This window comes from Kribbella sp. NPDC056345, assembly GCF_042262745.1.
Lineage (GTDB): Bacteria > Actinomycetota > Actinomycetes > Propionibacteriales > Kribbellaceae > Kribbella.
This window is the reverse complement of sequence record NZ_JBHJQQ010000019.1, coordinates 69,874-89,019: the sequence shown is the minus strand read 5'-3', so window position 1 is coordinate 89,019 and position 19,146 is coordinate 69,874. Positions and strand designations below refer to the sequence as shown.

Here is a 19,146-nt window from a genome sequence, read left to right as displayed (position 1 = left end):
CTCCCGGGTCTTTGCCCAGCCAGTACCCAATCACGGTACGCCGCCAAACCCACGGTTGCCTAGGGCAACTGGCGGGCCACCGCCCCGGCCGGGTTGAGGAACAGCAGGACCGGTGGGCCGGTGTTGGGCAAGATCTCTGTGTAGGCCTGCAGTTGCGGGGCGTAGTAGGCGACGCGGCTGTCCAGCGCGGCCGCGGGTACGGCGTCGGTCTTGTAGTCGACGACCGTGAGCCGGCCGTCGTCCTCGCGGTAGATCAGGTCGACGAAACCCTCGAGGACGGTGCCGTCGGGCTGCACGGTGCCGACGTACGACTCGCGCCAATGATCGCGGGCCGCTGCTCGCTGCACCACCTCGGCGCCGAGGGCCGAGCGGACCAGTGCAGTCACGACGTCGGTGTACTCAAGGACACCTTCGGCGAGGCACTGGGCTGCGACGGCGGATTCGAGGCCGGCGCCGGTGGACAGGTCGACGACCTGCAGTACGCCGTGGACTGCGCGCCCGATCGCGGTTCCGTACCGGCCCTTCGACCAGGGCGGGAGCTCGAGATCGCGTGGAGCCTTCGTCGTACCGGGGTCCACATCGGTCAACGCGGTCTCGGGACCGGTGCCTTCGAGGCCGGACGCACTGCGAGCAGAGGGACGGCGACTGGATTGGCGGGCCGCGGTGATCTGCTCGTCCCAGTCGCGGCGGCTCATCGGCGGGGTGACATCCGACGTCGACCGCGGGTCGCGATCGGCCGGCGGCGGGCCGTCGAACAGAGTGATCCCGGAGACCTCCGCAGCACCGGCGGAGGCGAAGAGCTCGGCATTGCTGGAGTGACGGCGAGTCCCCGACCGGTGCAGCGAGACGACCAGGTGGTCGCGGGCACGTGTCGCCGCGACGTACAGGAGGCGGCGGCGTTCGTAGTCGTCCATCTGTTCGTCGACGGGCTGGACAAGATCGAAATCCTCGGTCTGCACCGACGCCTTGAGCTTCACCGCGTAACCACCGTCCGGCGGCCAGAGCACCTGGACGCCGCGCTGACGGTTCGGCGCGGCCGTCATGCCGGACAGGATGACGATCGGGAACTCGAGCCCCTTCGCGGCGTGGATCGTCATCACCCGCACGGCGTCCGCATCGGTCTCGGGCAGCACGGCCTCGGCAACGCGGGACGTCTCCTCGCCCTGATGAGCGGCCCAGGCGAGGTACGAGCGCAGACCGCCGTGCTCGACCTCGGACCAGGCGCGCGCCTGATCGACGACGAACCTGATCCGGCGCCACGTGTCGCGAGCGCGCGGCCCGATCGCAGCGACCTCGAGCATGCGGCGGTCGGCGACGATCTTGGCCAGCACCTCGCTCGGTGTGAGCCAGCGAGAGGCGTAATACGTGCGGCGCAGCCACTCCATCGCTTCGCCGATGGGATGCGTCAGCAAGTCGTCGGGGACGGGCGCGGTCAGCGTGAACGAACCGCCGGACCGCTTCCAGGTGAACAGATCGTCGTCGCCACAACCGAAGAGAGGCGAGCGCAAGGTGGTCACCAGCGCGAGCTGATCGCTCGGATCGCCGAGCGCGCGGGCGCAGGCGAGCAGGTCGCGGACCTCGGCGGTCTGGTAGACGAGCGAGCTGGCCTCAGCCCGGTACGGGATGTCGGCCCGGTCCAACGCATCCTCGAGGAACGGCAGCGACGTCCGCGCCGGAACCAGTACGGCGATGTCGCCGGCCGCTGCCGGCCGCCAAGCCGACATGCGCTCGTCGTACACGAGCCAGCCGTCGCGGAGCGCCTGATCGATGGTCGCCGCGACATCGGAGGCTTCGCGCTCGCGCAGGACCGACGCCTGGGCGCGCGGCAGATCGTCATGGGGGACCGCGCCGAGGACTGTGACGGCGGGACCGGAGACAGAGTCGTCGTACGGCGCTGGGTCGGGCTCGGCCGGTGTGTCGCCCGAGCGCCGGAAGGGCAGCACCGTGGCCAGCGGCTCCGAGGGCTCGGGCTCCAGGAAGTCGAACAGGGTGAGTTCGTCGTCGGAGTCCCGGGTGACGTCGGCGGGAAGCGGGCCGGGCAGCGGAGGTGGGGCGGTGGTTGGCGTGGTTGTGCGGTGTGGTGTCAGGGCGTGGTACGTCGGCTGGGCCGCCTCCTGGGGCTGGATCAGCGTCGTGAACACGTGGTTGATCCAGTCGAGAACCGGCGGCACCGTGCGGAAGTTCGTGGTCAGCGTGACAGTTTCGCCGAGCAGGTCCTGTGCGGTCAGGTACGTCGCGATGTTGGCCCGGCGGAAGCGGTAGATCGACTGTTTGGGGTCGCCCACCACGAACAGCCGGCCGTCCGGAACCTCGACATCGCGCCAATCCTCAGCCTCGGCATCAGCGCCGGCCGCGATCCGGACCGCGAGCTCGATCTGGATCGGGTCGGTGTCCTGGAACTCGTCCAGCAGCAGCCGCTCGTACCGCTCGTGCAGCGCAGACCGGACCGAGGCGTCCCGCCGGAGCAGGTTGCGCGCGAGCACCAGCAGATCGTGGAACTCCAGCCGCCCCTCGGCACGCCGTACCTCGGCCGACTCCAGCACTCGCTCCGCGATCCAGTGCGAAAGGTGCCGAAGGCAAGCATCGAGCAGCAGCTCGACCAGCGACCCGGCCACCTCCACGACCTCGGCGCAGTCCGAACGCATCTTCGCGACGTCGGGCCAGTTCTCCTTGCGGCCGATCTTGCCGACCTTCAAACCACGCAATGCCTGCAGATAAGCGAGCTGTGATTCCTGGTCAGTGGCGGCCTCCAGCATGACGCCGAGGTCGCGGATGGCGTGCAGCTTCGGCAGCAGCCTGTCCTCGGGATCCCGGCAGGAATCGACGGCCGCGCCGAGCTGGGCGGCGGCAGCGGCCAGGCCGGTCAGGTCCGGCATCGCGACGAGCTCCGGCGGATCCACCAGGACGCGTTCGCCGATCAGGTCCCAGTCGTTGCCGAACAACCTTGCCAGCGATCGCAGGTGCTTCAGCTCAACGCCGACCGCCATCGCGAGCAGTAATGGCTCGGCGATCGAGTCGTCATCCAGGAGTTGCTGCTGCAGCTCCGCCCAACGCTCCTCGAACGCGACCGATGAGCCGACCTCGTCCAGTACGTCGATCAGCGGCGGCAGCCCCGCCTCGATCGGATGGGCGAGGAGTAGTTGCTGGGCGAACGCATGCAGCGTCCCGATCGAGGCCGAATCCAGATCGTCGAGCGCCTCGTCCGCAAGCGGTCCGGCCGGCCCCTTCCGAGCCTTCTCGAACTCGACCCGCAGCCGGTCCCGCAGCTCCGCTCCGGCCTTCTCGGTGAACGTGACCGCCGCGATCGTCCGCAGCGGTACGCCGTCGCGCAGGACCAGCGTGGTCACCCGGTCGACCAGCGCGTGCGTCTTCCCGGATCCGGCCCCGGCCTCCACGAACAGCGTCGCGTCGGTGTCGGTCTTGATCCGATCGCGGGCAGGCCCGTCGAGCAACTGCTCACTCATCGCCCACCTCCTCGTAGACCACCGGGTCGATCAATCGCACCAGCCGCTCCAGCGTCGGGTCGTGCCGCTTCCGATCCCAGCGCGCTCGCACCTCGCTGTGCCCGAGCCCATCCGGGTTGCAGTAATGGCACTGCACCCATAAGAAGTCCGGTATCTCGGGCGCCTTCGGTGGGAACAGCCCACCGGCGATCGACGACACAATCACGTCCAGCGTCTCGACGTACCGGGCCTCGACCTCGGCGGTCAACGGCACCGGGATTCGTTTACCGCCACGCCGGACGAACCAGTACGACGCCTCGACCGGGGTGTCCGCTTCGCCCAGCCGGGCGCGTGCCGCATACGCATAGACCGGCAACTGCAGTTTGGTCCCACCGGCCACCGGATCGCTCTCGATGCCTTCGTAGCGCGAGAAACCACCTGTCTTCACGTCGGTGACGTAGATCGTCCCGTCGCGCCCCAGATCAACCTTGTCGGCAGATCCGCGCAGCAGCACCCGCCCAGACGGCACCGGGATCTCCACCGGCGGCTCCCCGTCGAATCCGAACCGCAGCTCGCTGGCGACCACCGAGGCATCTCGCGATGCGCGCCACCGGTCGTCGTCGGCCAGCAGCACCATCAGGTCGCCGAGTATCCGCTGCCGCTCGCGCTGCCACAGCCGTGGGTGACCGGTCAGCCCCTCGGCCTCGAACTGATCGGCCAGATCCGCACCGATCGCCAGCAGAAGCTGTCGCTGCTCGGCCGACCAGGGCTCACCCCACGACGGCAGCGATCCGGCCAACCGGGACACGAACGCGTCGAGGCTGTTGTGGATCAGATTCCCGATCTGGATCGGTGAGATGACCAGCAGATCCTCCGGCGCCTCCAACGGCTCCACCTGAAGCAGCCGCTCGACGAAGTACGCATGCGGACAAGTCGCATACGCCTCCAGCGACGTGGGCGACGCGATCCGTTCCTCCACCGCATACTCCGGCAGTCCCGGTACGCCGGACAGATCGCCGTCGAACCGGGTGAACGCCGGAGACCCGCGCCCGCGCAGCATCTCGCGTGCCCGCACAAGCACTCGATCACTCAGCCACAGACCGGCCGCGGCGGACCGCACCTGCCATTCCTGCTCACTCGCCGGCATGGTTGCCGTAGTCAACGATCCCGCGTACGACGCCGAGGTCCGGAGCCGATCGCCGTACGCGCCCTGGTCCCAGGCGGTCGCGGCCAGCGCGTGGTCACCGCTCAGCTCCCGCATCGAGCCGAGCAACCACCGGGTCGGCAACCGGCGCGACGATCGCCGCAGGTCGCCGCGCGGGAACGACGCGACCACCTTCTTCGCACCGGCCGAGAACGCGACCAGCAAATGCCGCTGCTTCTCGTCCAGCCGATCCCGGAACGACGCCAGCTCCGGTGCCGCGGCCTCCCGAACCCGATGCGGCAGCAACGCATCCTCGTGCACGCGCCCCGGATAAAGATCCTCCGACAGCCCAACGACATACACGATGTCGGCCGCCAGCCCCACACTCGCCGACAGAGGCGCAACCAGTACGCCGGTCCCGAACGTCCCGACCCGGGGCAGCGACTGCTGTAACTCCAGATCCAGTACGTCGCGCAGCACCGACAAGCTCGCTGGTGTCCCGAGCTCGTCCAACGTGGAGAGCCCGCGCAAAGAACCCTCCACGGCCGCGGCGGCGTACTGCTCCTCGATCGGCAGCGACGAGTAGTCGCCAAGCAGATCCTGAAAGAGCTCCAAGACCCCCGCGGCCAACGCCGACCAGCTCTCCAGCCCGGCGATCGTCCTCAGACGACGCCGGAGCTCGGACGCGAAGGCGTGCAGCCGCTCGGCCCGCTCAGCGTTGCCGAGGGCACGGCGGATCGCAGCAGGTCGCGGGTCCTCGGCCGCCTCCTCCTGATCAGCCGTCCGGCGCTCCGACTCCGCATACCGCGCGAGCCGCGTGTCCCAGTCGTCGCCACGAACCACACCGGCCGCGCGCGACATCCGCTCCCACTGCGGCACCGGGATGCGCTCGCCGGTGAAGTCCCGGGTCGGTGCGTTCGCCAGTGCGCGGAACACATCGGCTCGTGGCAGATCCTGATCGACCAGAGCGAGCACCTCGAGCAGGGTCCGCGCGATCGCCCGCTCATGCACCGGCCTGGTCCCCGGCCCGTTGACGGCGATTCCCGCGGCCGCGAGGTGCTCGTGCAGCAATCGCGCGTACGGCGTGATCGCCGAGTACAGCACGGCGATCCGGTGTGCTGGAGTCTTCTTCAGCGACTCGACCACGTCCCGCACGACACAGCGGATCTCGTCGTCGGCGTCGGATGCGTTGAGGATTTCGGTCGCGACCGGATAGTTCCGTGAGATCGAGGTCGGCAGGTCGAGCCCGATCCGCTCCAGCGAACGACGCACGGCCCGGTCGGCCCGCCGTACGTCGGTGAATCCGACGATCACCGTCAGATCGGCCGCGGCGGCCCCGAGTGCCTCGACAAAGGCCGCCTCGGCCTGAGTGAGCTCCTGTGGGAGGTAGAGCACGAGCGCGCCGAGCTCGCGGACGATCTCCGGCTCGGCATCGACACGTGCCGAGGCGGCCCGGAGCAGGTCGGTCTCGTCGTACCAATCGGTGCCGAGATCGGAGCTGATCTGGCGATGCAGCCGGACGAGATCCGGGCCGAGCACCGAAGCCCCGGCGACCTTGTCCAGGGCAGGCTCGGACAGATCGCGTAGCTCCCGATGAGCCGAGGCAAGCGCTTGGATGGTGGACGGATGGTCGGCGACATCCTCGAAAATGCCCGGTGCCTTCGACAAGGCGGTCCGCCAGGTGGCGGCCACGATCGGGCGCGTGGCGGGTCGGCGTGGTGACAGCACACTGGCCGCGAGCTGCTCGGCCAACCGCTCGAGCGTCGCGAGGAACAACCCCGCGATCCCTGTCGTGGCGAGCTGCCGACGGGCGACGACGCCGGCCAGGTTGTTCGGCAGGAGCAGGGTGACAGGCGCCATCGGATCGTCGGCCTTGAGCCGCGTCACAACGGCATGCAGGCGGTCCAGGGCGGCCGCGCCGTACGCCGTACTCTCGATCCGGGTGGTGCTCACGTCGTCCCCGATCTTTCGACTGTCACCGCAGACGGTAGACCCTGCCACGGACAAGTTTCGAAACGGCGCGAAACGCAGGAGTTTCTGCAGGGTTCGCGACAGGCTCCGACAATGAAGAGATGACCAGGCAGACGGCGATCGCGCGGGTGCTGATGGTGGCTGTCTTCGCACCGTCCGGCGGCCTGTCCGGCAAGGGTGTCGCCGAGGCCGCGCAGGGTCGCGAGTGGTGGCCGTGGCTGATCGCGGCGCTGGTCTGGCTGATCGTCTCGGGGTCGATCTCGATGGCCGTGACGAACTACTTCGACGAGCACAGATAATGCTCCGATGGTTGCTGCAGTGCATCACGTCGAGATCTGGGTCCCGGACCTGCAACGCGCCCAGCACAGCTGGGGCTGGGCACTGAACCGGCTGGGCTGGAAGGACGGTGACGGCTGGCCCGGCGGGATGACCTGGATCGCCCCCGACGGCAGTTACGTCGTGGTCGAACAGAGCCCCGCGATGTCGGCCGACGTCCACGACCGGCTCCGCCCCGGGATGAACCACCTCGCGCTGAACGCCGCCTCCCGCGCCGAGCTCGACGCGATCGTCGCGGAGTCCGCCGGCCACGGCTGGACGCTGATGTTCGCCGACCGGCATCCGTACGCCGGTGGGCCGCAGCATTACGCCGCCTTCCTGCACAACGAGGACGGGTACGAGCTGGAGCTCGTCGCCCCTGACTGAGGTCGTCTGCCTGATGCGTGAGACTACTGATGCCTGGAGTGACCACTGGGGCTACTGGTGTGACACAGTTGGTCCAGGCAGTAGGGGTCGCGGGGCAGAGGTGGAAGGACGGTGCTCGTGACGGAGAAGCCTGACGGGGAAAGTGCGCCCGGACCGGCCTCGGCGCGAGAGTCAGAAACAGCGCGGCACAACGAAGCAGCACCAGAGCTTCTGGAGGCGCGGATCCGGGGTCTCCAGCACGCCCTGGGCCAGTTGCTGGAGCATGCGCGCCGGCTGACGCAAGGCGAGCACCAGCGTGCCGTGCAGCAGCACCGGCAGCTGCAGGAGCAGACTGCGATCGCGCGGCGCGAGTCCCGGGCACAGGTCGACGCCAAGACCGCCGAGGCGCTGGCAGAGGCTGAGCCGGCCGCACGGCTGCTCGCACACCGCCTTGCGCCCGGACTGGCCTCCATCCCGCCGAACGACGCCCGCTGGCGTTCCAGACAGCTCGTGGGTGCGGGAGTGCCGCCGTACATCCGCATCGGTGAGCTGGACGGCGGTGTGCCGGTCGCCGTGCCGCTACTGCGGACCAACGGGTGGAAGGTGACCGCCGACCGCAACGAGTCCGCGCGCAGACTGCTGCAGAGCGTCGCACTGCGGCTGGTCGCGGCCGCCGAGCCGTTCCGGCTGCGGATCGATGCGTTCGACCCGAAGCTGACGGGCACCATGGGGCTGCTCGGTCACCTGACCACCAAGTACCCGCAGTTGGTGCCTAGGGCAACGCACACTGCGGAGCAGCTGCACTCAGTGCTGTCCGGACTGGTCGATGTGTCGTCGCTGCGCGCCAGTAGGCAGGCGCAGCTCGGTCACAAGCGGTTCGAGGACCTGATCCGGGAGACCGGTCGCGTGACCGATCCGTACCGGCTTGTCGTGCTCTTCGACTATCCCCTTGGGATCGACCAGTTGGCGCAGCGGGACCTGCTGCGGCTCGCTGCGACAGCTGGTGAGCGGGGCATCTGTTTCCTCGTCCACCACGACCCGTCGTCCCCGGCCGAGAGTGACGTCGACACGAAGCAACTGCTCGACCTGCTCGATGCCGTGGTGGTCACCGGCGACAAGGTCGATGCTGCGACTTTGCCGGGAGTATCGGCGAAGCTGGACCCGGCCTTCGACGCGAACGTTGCCGCAAGCATCTGTGACGTCGTGGCCGAGCTGGCGGAGATCGCCGTACTGCCGACCATCGACTTCGAGCGGACGCTGCCGGACCGCTCGACCTGGTGGCAGCCGGTCAAGGACGAGATCGGCACAGTGATCGGGTACGACGATCGCACGCCGGCGCTGGTGCGGTTGCGCAGCGGCAACCCGGCGCTGCCGCACGTGCTGGTCGGTGGCGCGGTCGGTCAGGGCAAGTCGAACCTCCTGCTCGTGTTGATCCACGGTCTGGCCGCGCGGTACGACCCGGTCGACCTGGAGATGTACCTGCTCGACTTCAAGCACGGTGTGGAGTTCTCTGCGCTCGGTCCGGCCGGAGAGCGTGAGCACTGGCTCCCACACGTGCGCGTGCTCGGGATCCACAGCGACCGGGCGTTCGGCCTCGCCGTACTGCGTCATCTGTCGGACGAGCTGGCGCGGCGGAGCGAGATCTTCAAGTCGCACGGCAACGTTGCGGACATCGCCGAGCTGGCTCCGGGGCCGGACCGACCGCCGCGGATCCTCGTGGTGCTGGACGAGTTCCAGGTGCTGCTCGAGGACGACGACGAGCTGGCGGACGAGGCGGCCAAGCTGCTGGAGCGGTTGGTGCGGCTGGGACGCGCGTACGGCGTTCACGTCGTACTGGCGACGCAGACGATCGAGGGGGTCAAGCGGCTGTCGACGCGGCGGGACTCGATCTTCGGACAGGTGCCGTACCGGATCGCGCTGAAGACCACTCCGGCTGATTCACAGGCGATCCTGCGCAGTGGGAACACTGCTGCGGCCGAGTTGCAGTTCCGCGGTGAAGCGGTGCTCAACGCGAACTTCGGCTCACCGGACGACAACCAGCATGTGCTGGTCAGTTTTGCGGACAAGGCTGTGCTGGACGACCTGCGGCGTGAGCTGTGGCGACGAGCCGGTACGGCGGTGCATCCGCCCCGGGTGTTCCACCTGGCTGAGCCGGCGCGGTTGACGGATACGGCAGCTGCCGTGAAACCGGAGCTCGGACGGCCATGGACCGGTCTGCCGATCGCGGTGACCGAGGAGCCGGTGCAGGTCGAGGTACGGCCCGAGCCGGGAGCCGGCGTACTGGTTCTGGGTGACGGTCCGGCGGATGCGCTCGGCGTACTGAGCGGGCTGGCGTTGTCGACAGCTGCGGCTGCGGTGGAGCCGCCGCGGTTCATCTTCATCGACGGGACCGATTCGTCGCCTGCTGTTGCGGACGGCAAGGGTGCACTGGTGCATGCGCTGCAGGCGCTCGGTTGTGATGTGGAGACCGTCGACAAGCACGACGAGATCGCGCCCCGGTTGTTTGCGCTGCGGAATGCGCTGCGGGACGGAGAGGTCAGCGGTCAGACCTATCTGCTCGGTTTCGGCTTCCATGGAGTGCCGCGGATGCAGCTGCACGCGGAGGGGTTCTTCGAGAGCCCGGCCAACGCACTGCAGGACATCGTGCGCGACGGTCCGGCGCAGGGGCTCATCACCTTCGGCTGGTGGAACAGACTGCACGTCTGCACCGAACACCTCGGCTACGGCCGGGCCAACGTCGCCACGCACCTGTTCCTGCGGCACCCACAGGATGGTGTCCGTGCGGTGTGCGGTCCGCTGGTTCGGTGGGCTTCGGAACCACACCGCGGCCTGCTGTGGGACGGGCTGCATCCGGAGGCGCAGGTCGTCGTACCGTTCGCTGCGCTGCGGTCTGACGAGGTAGAGCGGGCAGTGGAGTTGGTGCGGCGATGAAGACGGAACAGCAGCAGTGGACGAACTACGCGCGCGCTCTCAGGATCGTCGCAGGCGCCCGTACGGACGCACAGCAGGCGCAGGACCGGTTGACCGCCACCAAGTCCCGGGCAGAGGCCGCAGCGCAGGCAGAGGCCGCTGCGATGGCAGAGCGCGGCCGGCAGGTCGAGGAGCGGCTGAACGGGCTGGCCGAGAAGGCGGCGGTCAGTCTGCAGCGCGCTGGGCTCCCGGCTGACGGGAGACGAGTGAACATCCCGTCCCCGGAGATCCGCGGTCTGAGCGACCTGGAGTCCGCAGCTGCTCGGCTGACCAAGCAACTGGGGGAGGCGGTCGACCAGCTCGAGGCTGTCCGCGCAGAGGGGCGTGCGCTCCAGGAGCGGCGCAAACGTCGTACGATCAGCGCCGTCCTGACGCTGGTCGGGTTCGTGCTGGTGTGGATTGTCACCGGTTCGTTCCTGGCCGGTGTCGAGGCGGCGGCGATCGGTGCGGTCACCATGCTGGCCGCATCACGAGTGCTGGGGCTGCCCAGGCTGCCCGGTGCTCGATGGTGGGGATGGGGCGGTGCGGGCGTGGTCGTGGTCGCGATGGCGGCAGGGCTGCCCTGGTGGCTCGCGATCCTGGTACCGGTGGTCGTGGCCGGTACGGCGATCGTGCTGCCGAAGAAGCGCAACTGACATAGTGGAGTGGTTCAGGTGTCCGACGTACAGCGGCTCAAGGAACAGCTGTTTCAGGTCTCGATGGAGGCCAAGCAGGCAGCGGGCGGGCTGGCCGGGTTCAAGCTGCGGTTCACCCAGCACAGCCAGCAGGTCGAGAGCCTGATCGCCGGTACGGCGACCGGGGTGGACCGCGACATCTCGGAGATCCTCGATGCGGCCGGTAAGGCCGTGGAGCAGGCTGCGGAGGCGTTGGAGATCGCCTCGGCCGGATGCAAGAGCTACGCCGACCAGATCTGATCTCTCATGCCCTCGGACTTGCAGCGGGTGGCCCGTGGGCTGGTCGACTGCCTGGACGAAGTACCGCAGGTGCTACTGCATCTGCAGCGGATGGCTGTCCGGTGCCGCGAGAACGCGGCTGTTGCGGCACAGGGTGGTGCGACTGTCGCCGCACATCAGCTGGACGCGGCGGCACGCGCTTGTGAGGCGGCCGCGCACTACCTGTCGATGGCACCACCGAAGGCACGGGTGTGGGCCGACCGGTTGGTCGGGGGTGGGTCGGGTACGGACCGGCCCTCGTCGGACTCCGCCGATCGCAACCGCGCGACCGGCGGCACCGGTGACGTGGCCGAACGCGACGAGCGCGGCCGCACCAAACGCCTCACCGCGACCTTCGACGACGTAGAAGTTGCCGAAGACAACGAACCCCCACTGATCACGGTCGCCCGTAAAGCCTTCGAGAAGTTCCGCAAGGACCACGAGAAGGACGACGAGGAGAACCCCAACCCCGAAGAACCCCTCGAGGTCGAGATCGTCGTCACCGAGACCGGCGAGTTCGAGATCGAGGAACGCACCGAGAAGGAAGAGAAGGAGGAGGAGAAGCGCAACGAACGCCTCCTCGCCGACCACGAGTTCCTGATCGATCTCGAAGAACCCCTCAAGAACCTCCTCGAAGCCATGGCCGAAACCGCCGCCCAAACCTGGGACCACGCCACCTTCACCATCACCCCCAGCACCATCGACGCCACCTTCGACTACCCCGAAGACACCGACAAACCCGCACCCATCGTCGTAGACATCAACCTCCCACCCCTGAAGCCCGCCGTACCGGACTTCGACCCAGCCTTCGACCTCCGCCCCCTGGAATTCGACTTCGGCCCCGCCGTGCACGATCCGCACGGGCAGTTCGAGCCGAAGGAGCACTACCTCGCCGAACGGCTTGTGGAGGAAGGATGGCGGGTGGACGCTCGTCCCGAGGATTACACCGTGAAGGGGAGGGCGAATCCCGACGCCACCCTGCGCCGCCATCCCGCCGACGAAGGTCACGTCGTCGAGTTCAAGACCCTGCGGGAGGCGTCGACGACGGCCGTGAAACGTAGCATCCACACCGCGCTGAAGCAGCTCAAGGACATCGACTCCGGTGGTGAGGTGTTCATCGACGGCCGGGCAGTCGACCTGCGGGAGGCGATCGCCGAGCAGGGATTCCGGCGCGCGTGTGGTCAGCCCGGCACCTCCGTCTGGGGGCCTATCCATGTCATTCTCGGTGACGGTCGCATGGTCACCTGGACAAAGGAGCAGTGATGTCATCGGACGACAACGTCTTTCTCGACGTCGCAGTTGAGGACGTCGCGGCCTGGCTGCCTTCGGCCCTCGGAGCGGCACCGGTCGAGGACTCGTCGCTGGACCCGGGGGAGCAGCTGTTCGTCGTCGACGCCCTCACGGTCGATCGGCAGCTGGCGCTCCTGCTGGCGCCGAACGACTACGGAGACGTCGACCCGGAGCCCGAGGACGTCTCGGCGATCGACGACTACGCCGCTGACCTGCATGTGCGGCTGGTCGGACCGAAGGATGAGGACGTCCAGCGCCGCGAGTGCCGGGCGATCTTCGATCGCCTGGTGGCCGCTCATCCGGAGGTCCCCATGCTCCTCGTGGAGAACCTGTCGAGACTGTCCGCGGCCCACCTGCCTGGCGCGGGCACGCACGACTTCGAGGAGTCGATCAGTCCCGACTACCCACACCTCGAGACGTGGCGTCCTTGGGTGCGCGGTTGGCGCGACGGCCGATAGCGACGAGATCTCATTACCCGTTCTTCGGTACGCCAGGGGCCGGTGGGGCTCGCGTTCGAAGGGGTGTTCGAGCGGGGTGGTGAAAAAGATTTGGGGAGTTGCGTCATGAAGTTGTGTGGGGGCCGTCACTACCTGTGAACCCATCCCCACAGGGAAGTGGAAGTGATCGACGTGAACCGTAGGTCTTGGAAGCCGCTGATGGGAACGACCTTGACTCGCCGGGTGCATTGAGATGGCCGGCGATCCTGGTCCGCAACGGTGCCGCGTACGGGTGTGGTTCGGGGACCACGTCGTCGCGGACTACAGTGCCGAGGCCGAGTTGGCCGAGAGGTATGCGGAGGCGATGTCACGGCGGTTCGCGGGGTTGAAGGTGACCAGCGATCCGATTCCGGTGGCCGACCCGCGGCAGTTCCGGGCGTTGCCGGGGGAGCGGTTGTGGGAGGTTGCCCCGAAATGAGCGCTCGTCGTTTCCGGCTGATCCGCCATCATGATGTCTCCGGGGTGAGTGGGACCGGGCCCGTCGCCGAGGGCGTGCAGTTCACCGACGGGGCGGTGGCGCTGCGGTGGTACGGCGACTATCCGACCACGACCGTGTGGGACGGGATCGAGTCCGTCGTCGCGATCCACGGGCATGGCGGAGCCACCGAGATCGAGTGGCTCGATGCCGAGTCGGGGCCTGATCCGGGGCCGGCGCTGCCGCCGCGCGACACGCTGGCGGCACGGCCGTGGCCGGATCTGCACTCCGCGCCCGAACCCGAGGACCCGGACCCCCTGCACCACGAGCGCGACCAAGGCTCGTACGGCGGTGCGCCGCCGGGCAGCTGGTCGTCGTACCGGGTCTTCCGCTGAGCTAGCTACCCAATGAGCAGGTCCGGGTCCGGCGCCGCGGATCCGGGCCAACGCGGCCGCCACCGCGCCCGCTGCCTCGGGCCCAGCCGAATGCGAGTCCGGCTGGGCCCGAGCCCCACAGCATCAGCTGAAGTCGGTCGACTGCAGTACGTCGAGGTCGTAGAACTTCGTCGGCCCGTCGCACAACTCCATCAGTGCGGCCGCGAACTCACCGGTGTCGGATCGTGCGGAGTTCTCCATCGCCTCTTCGTGCGACGCGAACTCGACGACCGTGAAGTACCGGTCGGCGTCGTTGCGGTCCGAACACATGACGGAGCGGACCGGCCGCGGACCGTCGCCGGCTGCGTCCCGCTTCTCCCGGTAGGCCTCCGCCAGCGCGGCCACCTCGTCCGGTTTCGATGTCCGGTACTCGATGATCTGAACGAAACCAGCCATGTCGCCCCCTTGCCCAAGGCATCCGTTCTCGGATGCCGCTCACTGCCGACACTGCGCCTGGATCGGGGTTGTCGGCAAGGGTTCGCGCCTTACGGCATGCTTTCTGCCCTCGGCTAAGGAGCTTGGGAATTGTCGATGGGGCCTGATTGGCTTACCTGCATGGAGATTCTGATCCTTGGCGGGACGGCATGGCTGGGGCGTGAGCTCGCGACGCAGGCGCTGGCGCGCGGGCATTCGGTGACGTGTATTGCACGCGGTGAGAGCGGCGCGGTGGCCGAGGGGGCCGAGTTGGTGGCCGTCGATCGGAGCCTTCCGGATGCGTACGACGCGGTGCCGGAGCGGGAGTGGGATGCCGTTTTCGAGGTGTCGTGGCAGCCGGGGTTCGTCCGCGGGGCGCTGGCTGCGTTCGGGCCGCGGGCCAAGCACTGGACGTATGTCTCGTCGGTGAACGTGTACGAGAAGTTCGATACGCCCGGAGCAGATGAGAGCGCGGCGTTACGAGCGCCCTCCGAGGGTGACGTCGCCGAGCGGGAGCAGTACGGCGAAGCGAAGGTGGCCTGTGAGCTCGCATCGGTGGATGCAGTCGGGGATCGCCTGGTGATCGCGCGGGCGGGGCTGATCGGTGGACCGGGTGACAAGAGTGATCGGGCCGGGGCGTGGGTGGCGCGAGCTGCTCTCGAGCCGTCGGAGCCGCTGCTGGTCCCGGACTCACCTGACCTGCCGACCGCGGTGATCGATGTGCGCGACCTGGCCGGGTGGTTGCTGGACTGCGCAACCGAGGGCCGCACCGGTACGTTCGATGCCCGTGGTCCGGTCGTGCCGTTCGGTGAGTGGATCGAGCTGGCGCGGGAGGTCGGCGGTCACACCGGGCCAGTGGTTCTCGCGAAGCCGGAGTGGCTGGAGGAGCAGCAGGTCGAGCAGTACATGGGGCCTGAGTCGCTGACGATGTGGATGACCGACCCGGAGTACGCCGGTTGGTCCTGCCGGAGCGGGGCTGCGGCGGAAGCGGCGGGGCTGGTGCATCGGCCGCGGCGGGAGTTCCTGGTCGACGCACTCGCCTGGGAGCGCGAGCTGGGCCTGGACCGGGAGCGTCGGTCCGGTCTGAGCCTCGGCCGGGAGAAGGAGTTGATCGCGGCCTTGGACCAGTAGAGGGTGTGGGGATGCGGTTGGTGCTGATTTCGGACACTCATCTGCCCGTGCGGGCGAAGCGGCTCCCCGACGCGGTGTGGGAGGCGATCGACAGTGCCGACGTGGTGATTCACGCCGGTGACTGGGTGAATGTTGCACTTCTCGACGAGCTGGAGGCGCGGGCCGCCCGATTGATCGGCTGCTGGGGTAACAACGACGGTCCCGAGCTACGCGCCAGACTGCCCGAGGTCGCGCGGGTGACGCTCGACGGGCTGTCCGTGGCGGTTGTGCACGAAACCGGGGCGTCGAAGGGCCGCGAGCAGCGCTGTGAGCGGGCTTACCCGGGAGTAGACCTGCTCGTCTTCCCCAGCTGCCACGAGCCGCCCGGCTCGACGGACTCGAAGCTGTCCGGCAGGAACACCGACCGCATGCCCTGGGCCAGCCACTTCAGCGGGAAGAACTCCGAGACCGTCCGCATCCAGGCCGGCAGGCTGCTGTAGACGAAGTACACACCGGAGATGAACTGCAGCAGCAGGACAACCGGCGTGACGACGGCCGACGCCGCCTTGCCGGACCGCGGTACGACGGAGAACGCGATCCCGAGCACCGAGCCGGACGCCGTACCGAGAACGAAGATCCACAGGAACCGCAGCCACTTCTCCGGCTCGGTCGGGATCGCGACGTCGAGCACGAGACCGGCGATCAGCAGCAGCAGGCCGAACTGCAGGACCGAGGTGATCAGGACCAGCCCGATCTTCCCGGCGAAGTACGACTGCGGCGACATCGGCGTACCGCGCAGGCGTTTCAGCACGTCCTGGTCGCGCTCGATCGCGATCGAGACGGACAACGACTGGAAGCTGGACAAGAAGATGCCGGAGGCAATCATCCCGGGAGTGAAGTAGGTGGCGGCGGTGACCCCGCCGCTGAAGTCGGTGCCGCTGAACACGGCCGAGAAGATCCCGAGGAAGATGATCGGGAAGAAGAACGTGAAGATCAGCTGCTCCCGCTCACGGAAGAACTCCTTCACCTCGAGCTTGGTCCGCGACACCCCGACCTTCAGCGGCGACGGCAGGTTCACCGTGGTGCTCATCGGACTGCTCCTTCCAGGTCGGCCTCGGCCGCGGCCGGCTTGCCGATCAGTTCCAGGTAGATGTCTTCCAGGCTGGGCCGACGGACCTGCAGCTCCGGTACTTCGCCGCCGTACTGCGCCAGCAGCCGGGACACCTCGGCGGTCGGGGTGTCGGTGCGGATCTCCCGCAGGCCGTCCGCAGCCAGCCAGGAGACACGGGCAGTCCGGGCGCCCCGACCGCCGAGGGTCTCCGGCGTCGCGACCTCAAGCATCTTCCCGTCGGTGATGACCCCGACCCGGTCGGCCAGCTGCTCGGCCTCGTCCAGATAGTGCGTGGTCAGCAGGATCGTGGTGCCCTCGGTGCGCAGGTTCTCGATCAGCGTCCAGAACTGCCGCCGCGCCTCAGGGTCGAAGCCAGTAGTCGGCTCATCCAGGAACAACAGCTCCGGGTTCCCGATCACGCCGAGCGCGACGTCGAGCCGGCGACGCTGACCGCCGGACAGCTTCCGGGTCCGCGTCTTCCGCTTCTCCTCCAGCCCAACCGCGGCAATCACCTCTTCAGGATCCCGCGGCGTCGGATAGTACCCGGCGAAATGGTGGATCAGCTCGGCCACCGTCAGCTCGGCCTCGTCCCGCGACGACTGCGCCACAATCCCGATCCGCGCCCGCCACTGCCGGTCGCCCCGCGCCGGGTCACTACCCAGTACGTCGACCTCCCCCTCGTCAGCGCGCCGATGCCCCTCCAGGATCTCCACAGTCGTCGTCTTCCCGGCCCCATTCGGTCCCAGCAGCGCAAACACCTCACCGCGGTAGATATCCAGATCCACCCCCGCGACCGCCACCTTGCCCGGGTACCGCTTCACCAGCCCCCGCACCCTCACAGCCTTATCCGTCTCCATACCCCAACCCTCCCGCCGCCACCCCCTCCCCAGGGAGCACCACCCGGCTGACCCCCTGTCCCCCAACCGGTGGACAGAGATGTCGGGAAGGACATGAGGTAGTGCCGGATTCGACGCCCATCGAACGCCGCCTGAGCGTGGCGGCCGGCCGCGGAGGTGGACACTACGTGTCCTTACCGACGCGGTATGGCGCGGAAAACCGCCACGCCCGCAGCTGCTGACGGGAGCAGGGTCAGGCGGTTAGCGTCGGGGGATGGGACAGACGGTGCGTGGTGTGGTGGCGGCGGCCAAGGGTGCGCCGGTGACGATCGAGGAGATCAACATCCCGGATCCTGGGCCGGGGGAGGCGGTGGTGCAGGTTCAGGCGTGCGGGGTGTGCCATACCGATCTGCACTATCGCGAGGGTGGGATCAACGACGACTTTCCGTTTCTGCTTGGGCATGAGGCGGCGGGGATCGTGGAGAGCGTTGGCGACGGTGTCACGGACGTGCAGCCTGGTGACTTCGTCGTGCTGAACTGGCGGGCTGTCTGCGGCAACTGTCGCGCTTGCCTGCGCGGCCGACCGTGGTACTGCTTCAACACGCACAACGCGAAGCAGAAGATGACGCTTGCCGACGGTACCGAGTTGAGCCCGGCGCTGGGGATCGGGGCTTTCGCGGAGAAGACGCTGGTTGCTGCTGGTCAGTGCACCAAGGTGGATCCGGCTGCGAAGGCTGAGGTCGCCGGGTTGCTCGGCTGTGGCGTGATGGCCGGTCTGGGTGCTGCGATCAACACTGGGAACGTCGGCCGTGGTGACACCGTCGCCGTGATCGGATCGGGCGGCGTCGGTACGGCGGCCGTGGTTGGGGCTCGGTTGGCCGGGGCCGCGAAGGTGATTGCGATCGACATCGACGAGCGGAAGCTGGCCACGGCCCGGGAGCTCGGCGCGACCCACGCGATCAACTCCAAGGAGCTCGACCATGATGGTGTGGTCGAGGCGATCCAGGACCTGACGGGCGGGTACGGCGCGGATGTGGTGATCGACGCGGTCGGCCGGCCCGAGACCTGGAAGCAGGCGTTCTACGGTCGCGACCTGGCCGGCACCGTCGTGCTGGTCGGCGTACCGACACCGGACATGCGGCTCGACATGCCGTTGCTGGACTTCTTCGGCCGCGGCGGTTCCCTCAAGTCCAGCTGGTACGGCGACTGTCTGCCGAGCCGCGATTTCCCGCTGCTGATCGACCTCCACCTGCAGGGCCGGCTACCGCTCGACCGCTTCGTCTCCGAGACCATCGCCCTCGAAGACGTGGAGGCCGCGTTCACCAAGATGCACCACGGCGATGTGCTGCGGTCGGTCGTCCTCTTCTAAACCGTGAAAGAGATCCACGTGTCCGGCGGAGCATCGGGACGGCCTTTGATCGGGCGGTGCTCCTCGGTCCACGCGTCTCCGGACATCGCCGTCGCGACCCGCCGCCAGAAGTGGACGGCGGTCGCGTTGTTGTCCTGGAATGCGACCTCACACGGTCCGGGGTGATGCGCGAGCACCTCCTGGACCGCTCGCAGTCCGAGGCCACCACGCCGTACTGGCCGGACGATGAAGAAGCTGTTCAGCACTCGCACTGGCTGCTGCAGCGCCCGCATCAGGCAGTAGCCGATCGGGTGCTCACCACTGTGGAAGATGTACCCCGCCCACTCCGGATCCCCGGTCAGCGCTGACTCCAGCCAGTCGCTCCGGTAGCTCCCGTCCGCCTTCGGTAGCTGTCCCTGAAACTCCGACAGGTCGTGCCGGAACATCAGGTACAGCCGCTCCATCACCACTCGATCGTCGGCGTCGAACCGCCGTACGGCCAGATCCGTCATCAGACTCCTCAGTCCAGAACGCAGAAAAGCCTCCCGCC

Annotated in this window: 17 protein-coding genes and 1 pseudogene; 12 read left to right on the top strand and 6 right to left on the bottom strand. The window is 68.2% G+C overall.

Annotation, left to right across the window (positions count from 1 at the left end; genetic code table 11):
• Positions 1-59: 59 nt before the first annotated feature.
• Positions 60-3,464 carry a UvrD-helicase domain-containing protein gene (locus ACFCV3_RS39045; protein WP_376039528.1) on the bottom strand — a complete coding sequence of 1,135 codons (3,405 nt, stop codon included), beginning with the start codon at positions 3,462-3,464 and terminating at the stop codon, positions 60-62.
• On the bottom strand, positions 3,457-6,540 hold the full coding sequence (locus ACFCV3_RS39040) for a PD-(D/E)XK nuclease family protein (RefSeq protein ID WP_376039526.1): 3,084 nt from the start codon (positions 6,538-6,540) through the stop codon (positions 3,457-3,459). Before ACFCV3_RS39040 ends, ACFCV3_RS39045 begins: the two co-directional genes overlap by 8 nt.
• A gap of 119 nt (positions 6,541-6,659) precedes the next feature.
• Here ACFCV3_RS39040 and ACFCV3_RS39035 point away from each other — a divergent pair, with 119 nt between their 5' ends.
• The 9 genes from ACFCV3_RS39035 to ACFCV3_RS38995 all read left to right on the top strand — a co-directional run bounded on the left by ACFCV3_RS39035 (position 6,660) and on the right by ACFCV3_RS38995 (position 13,738).
• Positions 6,660-6,857: a hypothetical protein gene (locus ACFCV3_RS39035; RefSeq protein WP_376039524.1), complete on the top strand. Its 198-nt coding sequence runs from the start codon at positions 6,660-6,662 to the stop codon at positions 6,855-6,857.
• Positions 6,858-6,864: 7 nt separating this feature from the next.
• Entirely contained in the window at positions 6,865-7,260 is a 396-nt protein-coding gene (locus ACFCV3_RS39030) for a VOC family protein (protein ID WP_376039522.1), read from the top strand.
• Between the two features lie 117 nt (positions 7,261-7,377).
• Positions 7,378-10,170: an FtsK/SpoIIIE domain-containing protein gene (locus tag ACFCV3_RS39025; protein ID WP_376039520.1), complete on the top strand. Its 2,793-nt coding sequence runs from the start codon at positions 7,378-7,380 to the stop codon at positions 10,168-10,170.
• The gene (locus tag ACFCV3_RS39020; RefSeq protein ID WP_376039518.1) at positions 10,167-10,844 is read left to right on the top strand and encodes a hypothetical protein; all 678 of its coding nucleotides are present in this window, start codon (positions 10,167-10,169) and stop codon (positions 10,842-10,844) included. The genes ACFCV3_RS39025 and ACFCV3_RS39020 overlap by 4 nt, the downstream gene beginning before the upstream one ends.
• A gap of 18 nt (positions 10,845-10,862) precedes the next feature.
• Complete coding sequence (locus tag ACFCV3_RS39015) at positions 10,863-11,123, top strand: hypothetical protein (RefSeq protein WP_132414728.1); 261 nt, start codon at positions 10,863-10,865, stop codon at positions 11,121-11,123.
• A gap of 6 nt (positions 11,124-11,129) precedes the next feature.
• Entirely contained in the window at positions 11,130-12,404 is a 1,275-nt protein-coding gene (locus ACFCV3_RS39010; RefSeq protein ID WP_376039516.1) for a hypothetical protein, read from the top strand.
• On the top strand, positions 12,404-12,889 hold the full coding sequence (locus tag ACFCV3_RS39005) for a hypothetical protein (RefSeq protein ID WP_376039513.1): 486 nt from the start codon (positions 12,404-12,406) through the stop codon (positions 12,887-12,889). Before ACFCV3_RS39010 ends, ACFCV3_RS39005 begins: the two co-directional genes overlap by 1 nt.
• A gap of 232 nt (positions 12,890-13,121) precedes the next feature.
• Entirely contained in the window at positions 13,122-13,346 is a 225-nt protein-coding gene (locus tag ACFCV3_RS39000; RefSeq protein ID WP_376039511.1) for a hypothetical protein, read from the top strand.
• The gene (locus ACFCV3_RS38995) at positions 13,343-13,738 is read left to right on the top strand and encodes a hypothetical protein (RefSeq protein WP_376039509.1); all 396 of its coding nucleotides are present in this window, start codon (positions 13,343-13,345) and stop codon (positions 13,736-13,738) included. Before ACFCV3_RS39000 ends, ACFCV3_RS38995 begins: the two co-directional genes overlap by 4 nt.
• A 123-nt stretch (positions 13,739-13,861) precedes the next feature.
• On the opposite strand, the gene ACFCV3_RS38990 is transcribed toward ACFCV3_RS38995, so the two are convergent.
• A complete protein-coding gene (locus ACFCV3_RS38990; RefSeq protein ID WP_376039507.1) occupies positions 13,862-14,173 on the bottom strand; it encodes a hypothetical protein in 312 nt (103 codons plus the stop codon).
• Positions 14,174-14,332: 159 nt separating this feature from the next.
• Here ACFCV3_RS38990 and ACFCV3_RS38985 point away from each other — a divergent pair, with 159 nt between their 5' ends.
• Both ACFCV3_RS38985 and ACFCV3_RS38980 read left to right on the top strand, forming a co-directional pair.
• Entirely contained in the window at positions 14,333-15,322 is a 990-nt protein-coding gene (locus tag ACFCV3_RS38985; protein WP_376039505.1) for an oxidoreductase, read from the top strand.
• Positions 15,323-15,333: 11 nt separating this feature from the next.
• A pseudogene (locus tag ACFCV3_RS38980) lies at positions 15,334-15,624 on the top strand (metallophosphoesterase family protein); the annotation flags it as partial.
• A gap of 14 nt (positions 15,625-15,638) precedes the next feature.
• Here the strand turns inward: ACFCV3_RS38980 and ACFCV3_RS38975 are convergent.
• Complete coding sequence (locus tag ACFCV3_RS38975) at positions 15,639-16,391, bottom strand: ABC transporter permease (protein WP_376039504.1); 753 nt, start codon at positions 16,389-16,391, stop codon at positions 15,639-15,641.
• Positions 16,388-17,251 (bottom strand): ABC transporter ATP-binding protein, encoded by an 864-nt coding sequence (locus ACFCV3_RS38970; RefSeq protein WP_376039502.1) that lies wholly within the window; start codon positions 17,249-17,251, stop codon positions 16,388-16,390. Before ACFCV3_RS38970 ends, ACFCV3_RS38975 begins: the two co-directional genes overlap by 4 nt.
• Before the next feature lie 271 nt (positions 17,252-17,522).
• On the opposite strand from ACFCV3_RS38970, the gene ACFCV3_RS38965 reads away from it, so the two are divergent.
• Complete coding sequence (locus ACFCV3_RS38965) at positions 17,523-18,617, top strand: S-(hydroxymethyl)mycothiol dehydrogenase (protein ID WP_376039499.1); 1,095 nt, start codon at positions 17,523-17,525, stop codon at positions 18,615-18,617.
• Here the strand turns inward: ACFCV3_RS38965 and ACFCV3_RS38960 are convergent.
• Positions 18,614-19,108: a GNAT family N-acetyltransferase gene (locus ACFCV3_RS38960; protein WP_376039497.1), complete on the bottom strand. Its 495-nt coding sequence runs from the start codon at positions 19,106-19,108 to the stop codon at positions 18,614-18,616. The two genes, ACFCV3_RS38965 and ACFCV3_RS38960, sit on opposite strands and share 4 nt — an antisense overlap.
• Positions 19,109-19,146: the final 38 nt, after the last annotated feature.

What these genes read in the sequence shown, in the direction of transcription:
- ACFCV3_RS39045 (WP_376039528.1), bottom strand. Translation starts at nt 3,464, where the DNA reads ATGAGTGAGCAGTTGCTCGACGGGCCTGCCCGCGATCGGATCAAGACC.
- ACFCV3_RS39035 (WP_376039524.1), top strand. Translation starts at nt 6,660, where the DNA reads ATGACCAGGCAGACGGCGATCGCGCGGGTGCTGATGGTGGCTGTCTTC.
- ACFCV3_RS39030 (WP_376039522.1), top strand. Translation starts at nt 6,865, where the DNA reads ATGGTTGCTGCAGTGCATCACGTCGAGATCTGGGTCCCGGACCTGCAA.
- ACFCV3_RS39020 (WP_376039518.1), top strand. Translation starts at nt 10,167, where the DNA reads ATGAAGACGGAACAGCAGCAGTGGACGAACTACGCGCGCGCTCTCAGG.
- ACFCV3_RS39010 (WP_376039516.1), top strand. Translation starts at nt 11,130, where the DNA reads ATGCCCTCGGACTTGCAGCGGGTGGCCCGTGGGCTGGTCGACTGCCTG.
- ACFCV3_RS39005 (WP_376039513.1), top strand. Translation starts at nt 12,404, where the DNA reads ATGTCATCGGACGACAACGTCTTTCTCGACGTCGCAGTTGAGGACGTC.
- ACFCV3_RS39000 (WP_376039511.1), top strand. Translation starts at nt 13,122, where the DNA reads ATGGCCGGCGATCCTGGTCCGCAACGGTGCCGCGTACGGGTGTGGTTC.
- ACFCV3_RS38995 (WP_376039509.1), top strand. Translation starts at nt 13,343, where the DNA reads ATGAGCGCTCGTCGTTTCCGGCTGATCCGCCATCATGATGTCTCCGGG.
- ACFCV3_RS38990 (WP_376039507.1), bottom strand. Translation starts at nt 14,173, where the DNA reads ATGGCTGGTTTCGTTCAGATCATCGAGTACCGGACATCGAAACCGGAC.
- ACFCV3_RS38985 (WP_376039505.1), top strand. Translation starts at nt 14,333, where the DNA reads ATGGAGATTCTGATCCTTGGCGGGACGGCATGGCTGGGGCGTGAGCTC.
- ACFCV3_RS38975 (WP_376039504.1), bottom strand. Translation starts at nt 16,391, where the DNA reads ATGAGCACCACGGTGAACCTGCCGTCGCCGCTGAAGGTCGGGGTGTCG.
- ACFCV3_RS38965 (WP_376039499.1), top strand. Translation starts at nt 17,523, where the DNA reads ATGGGACAGACGGTGCGTGGTGTGGTGGCGGCGGCCAAGGGTGCGCCG.
- ACFCV3_RS38960 (WP_376039497.1), bottom strand. Translation starts at nt 19,108, where the DNA reads ATGACGGATCTGGCCGTACGGCGGTTCGACGCCGACGATCGAGTGGTG.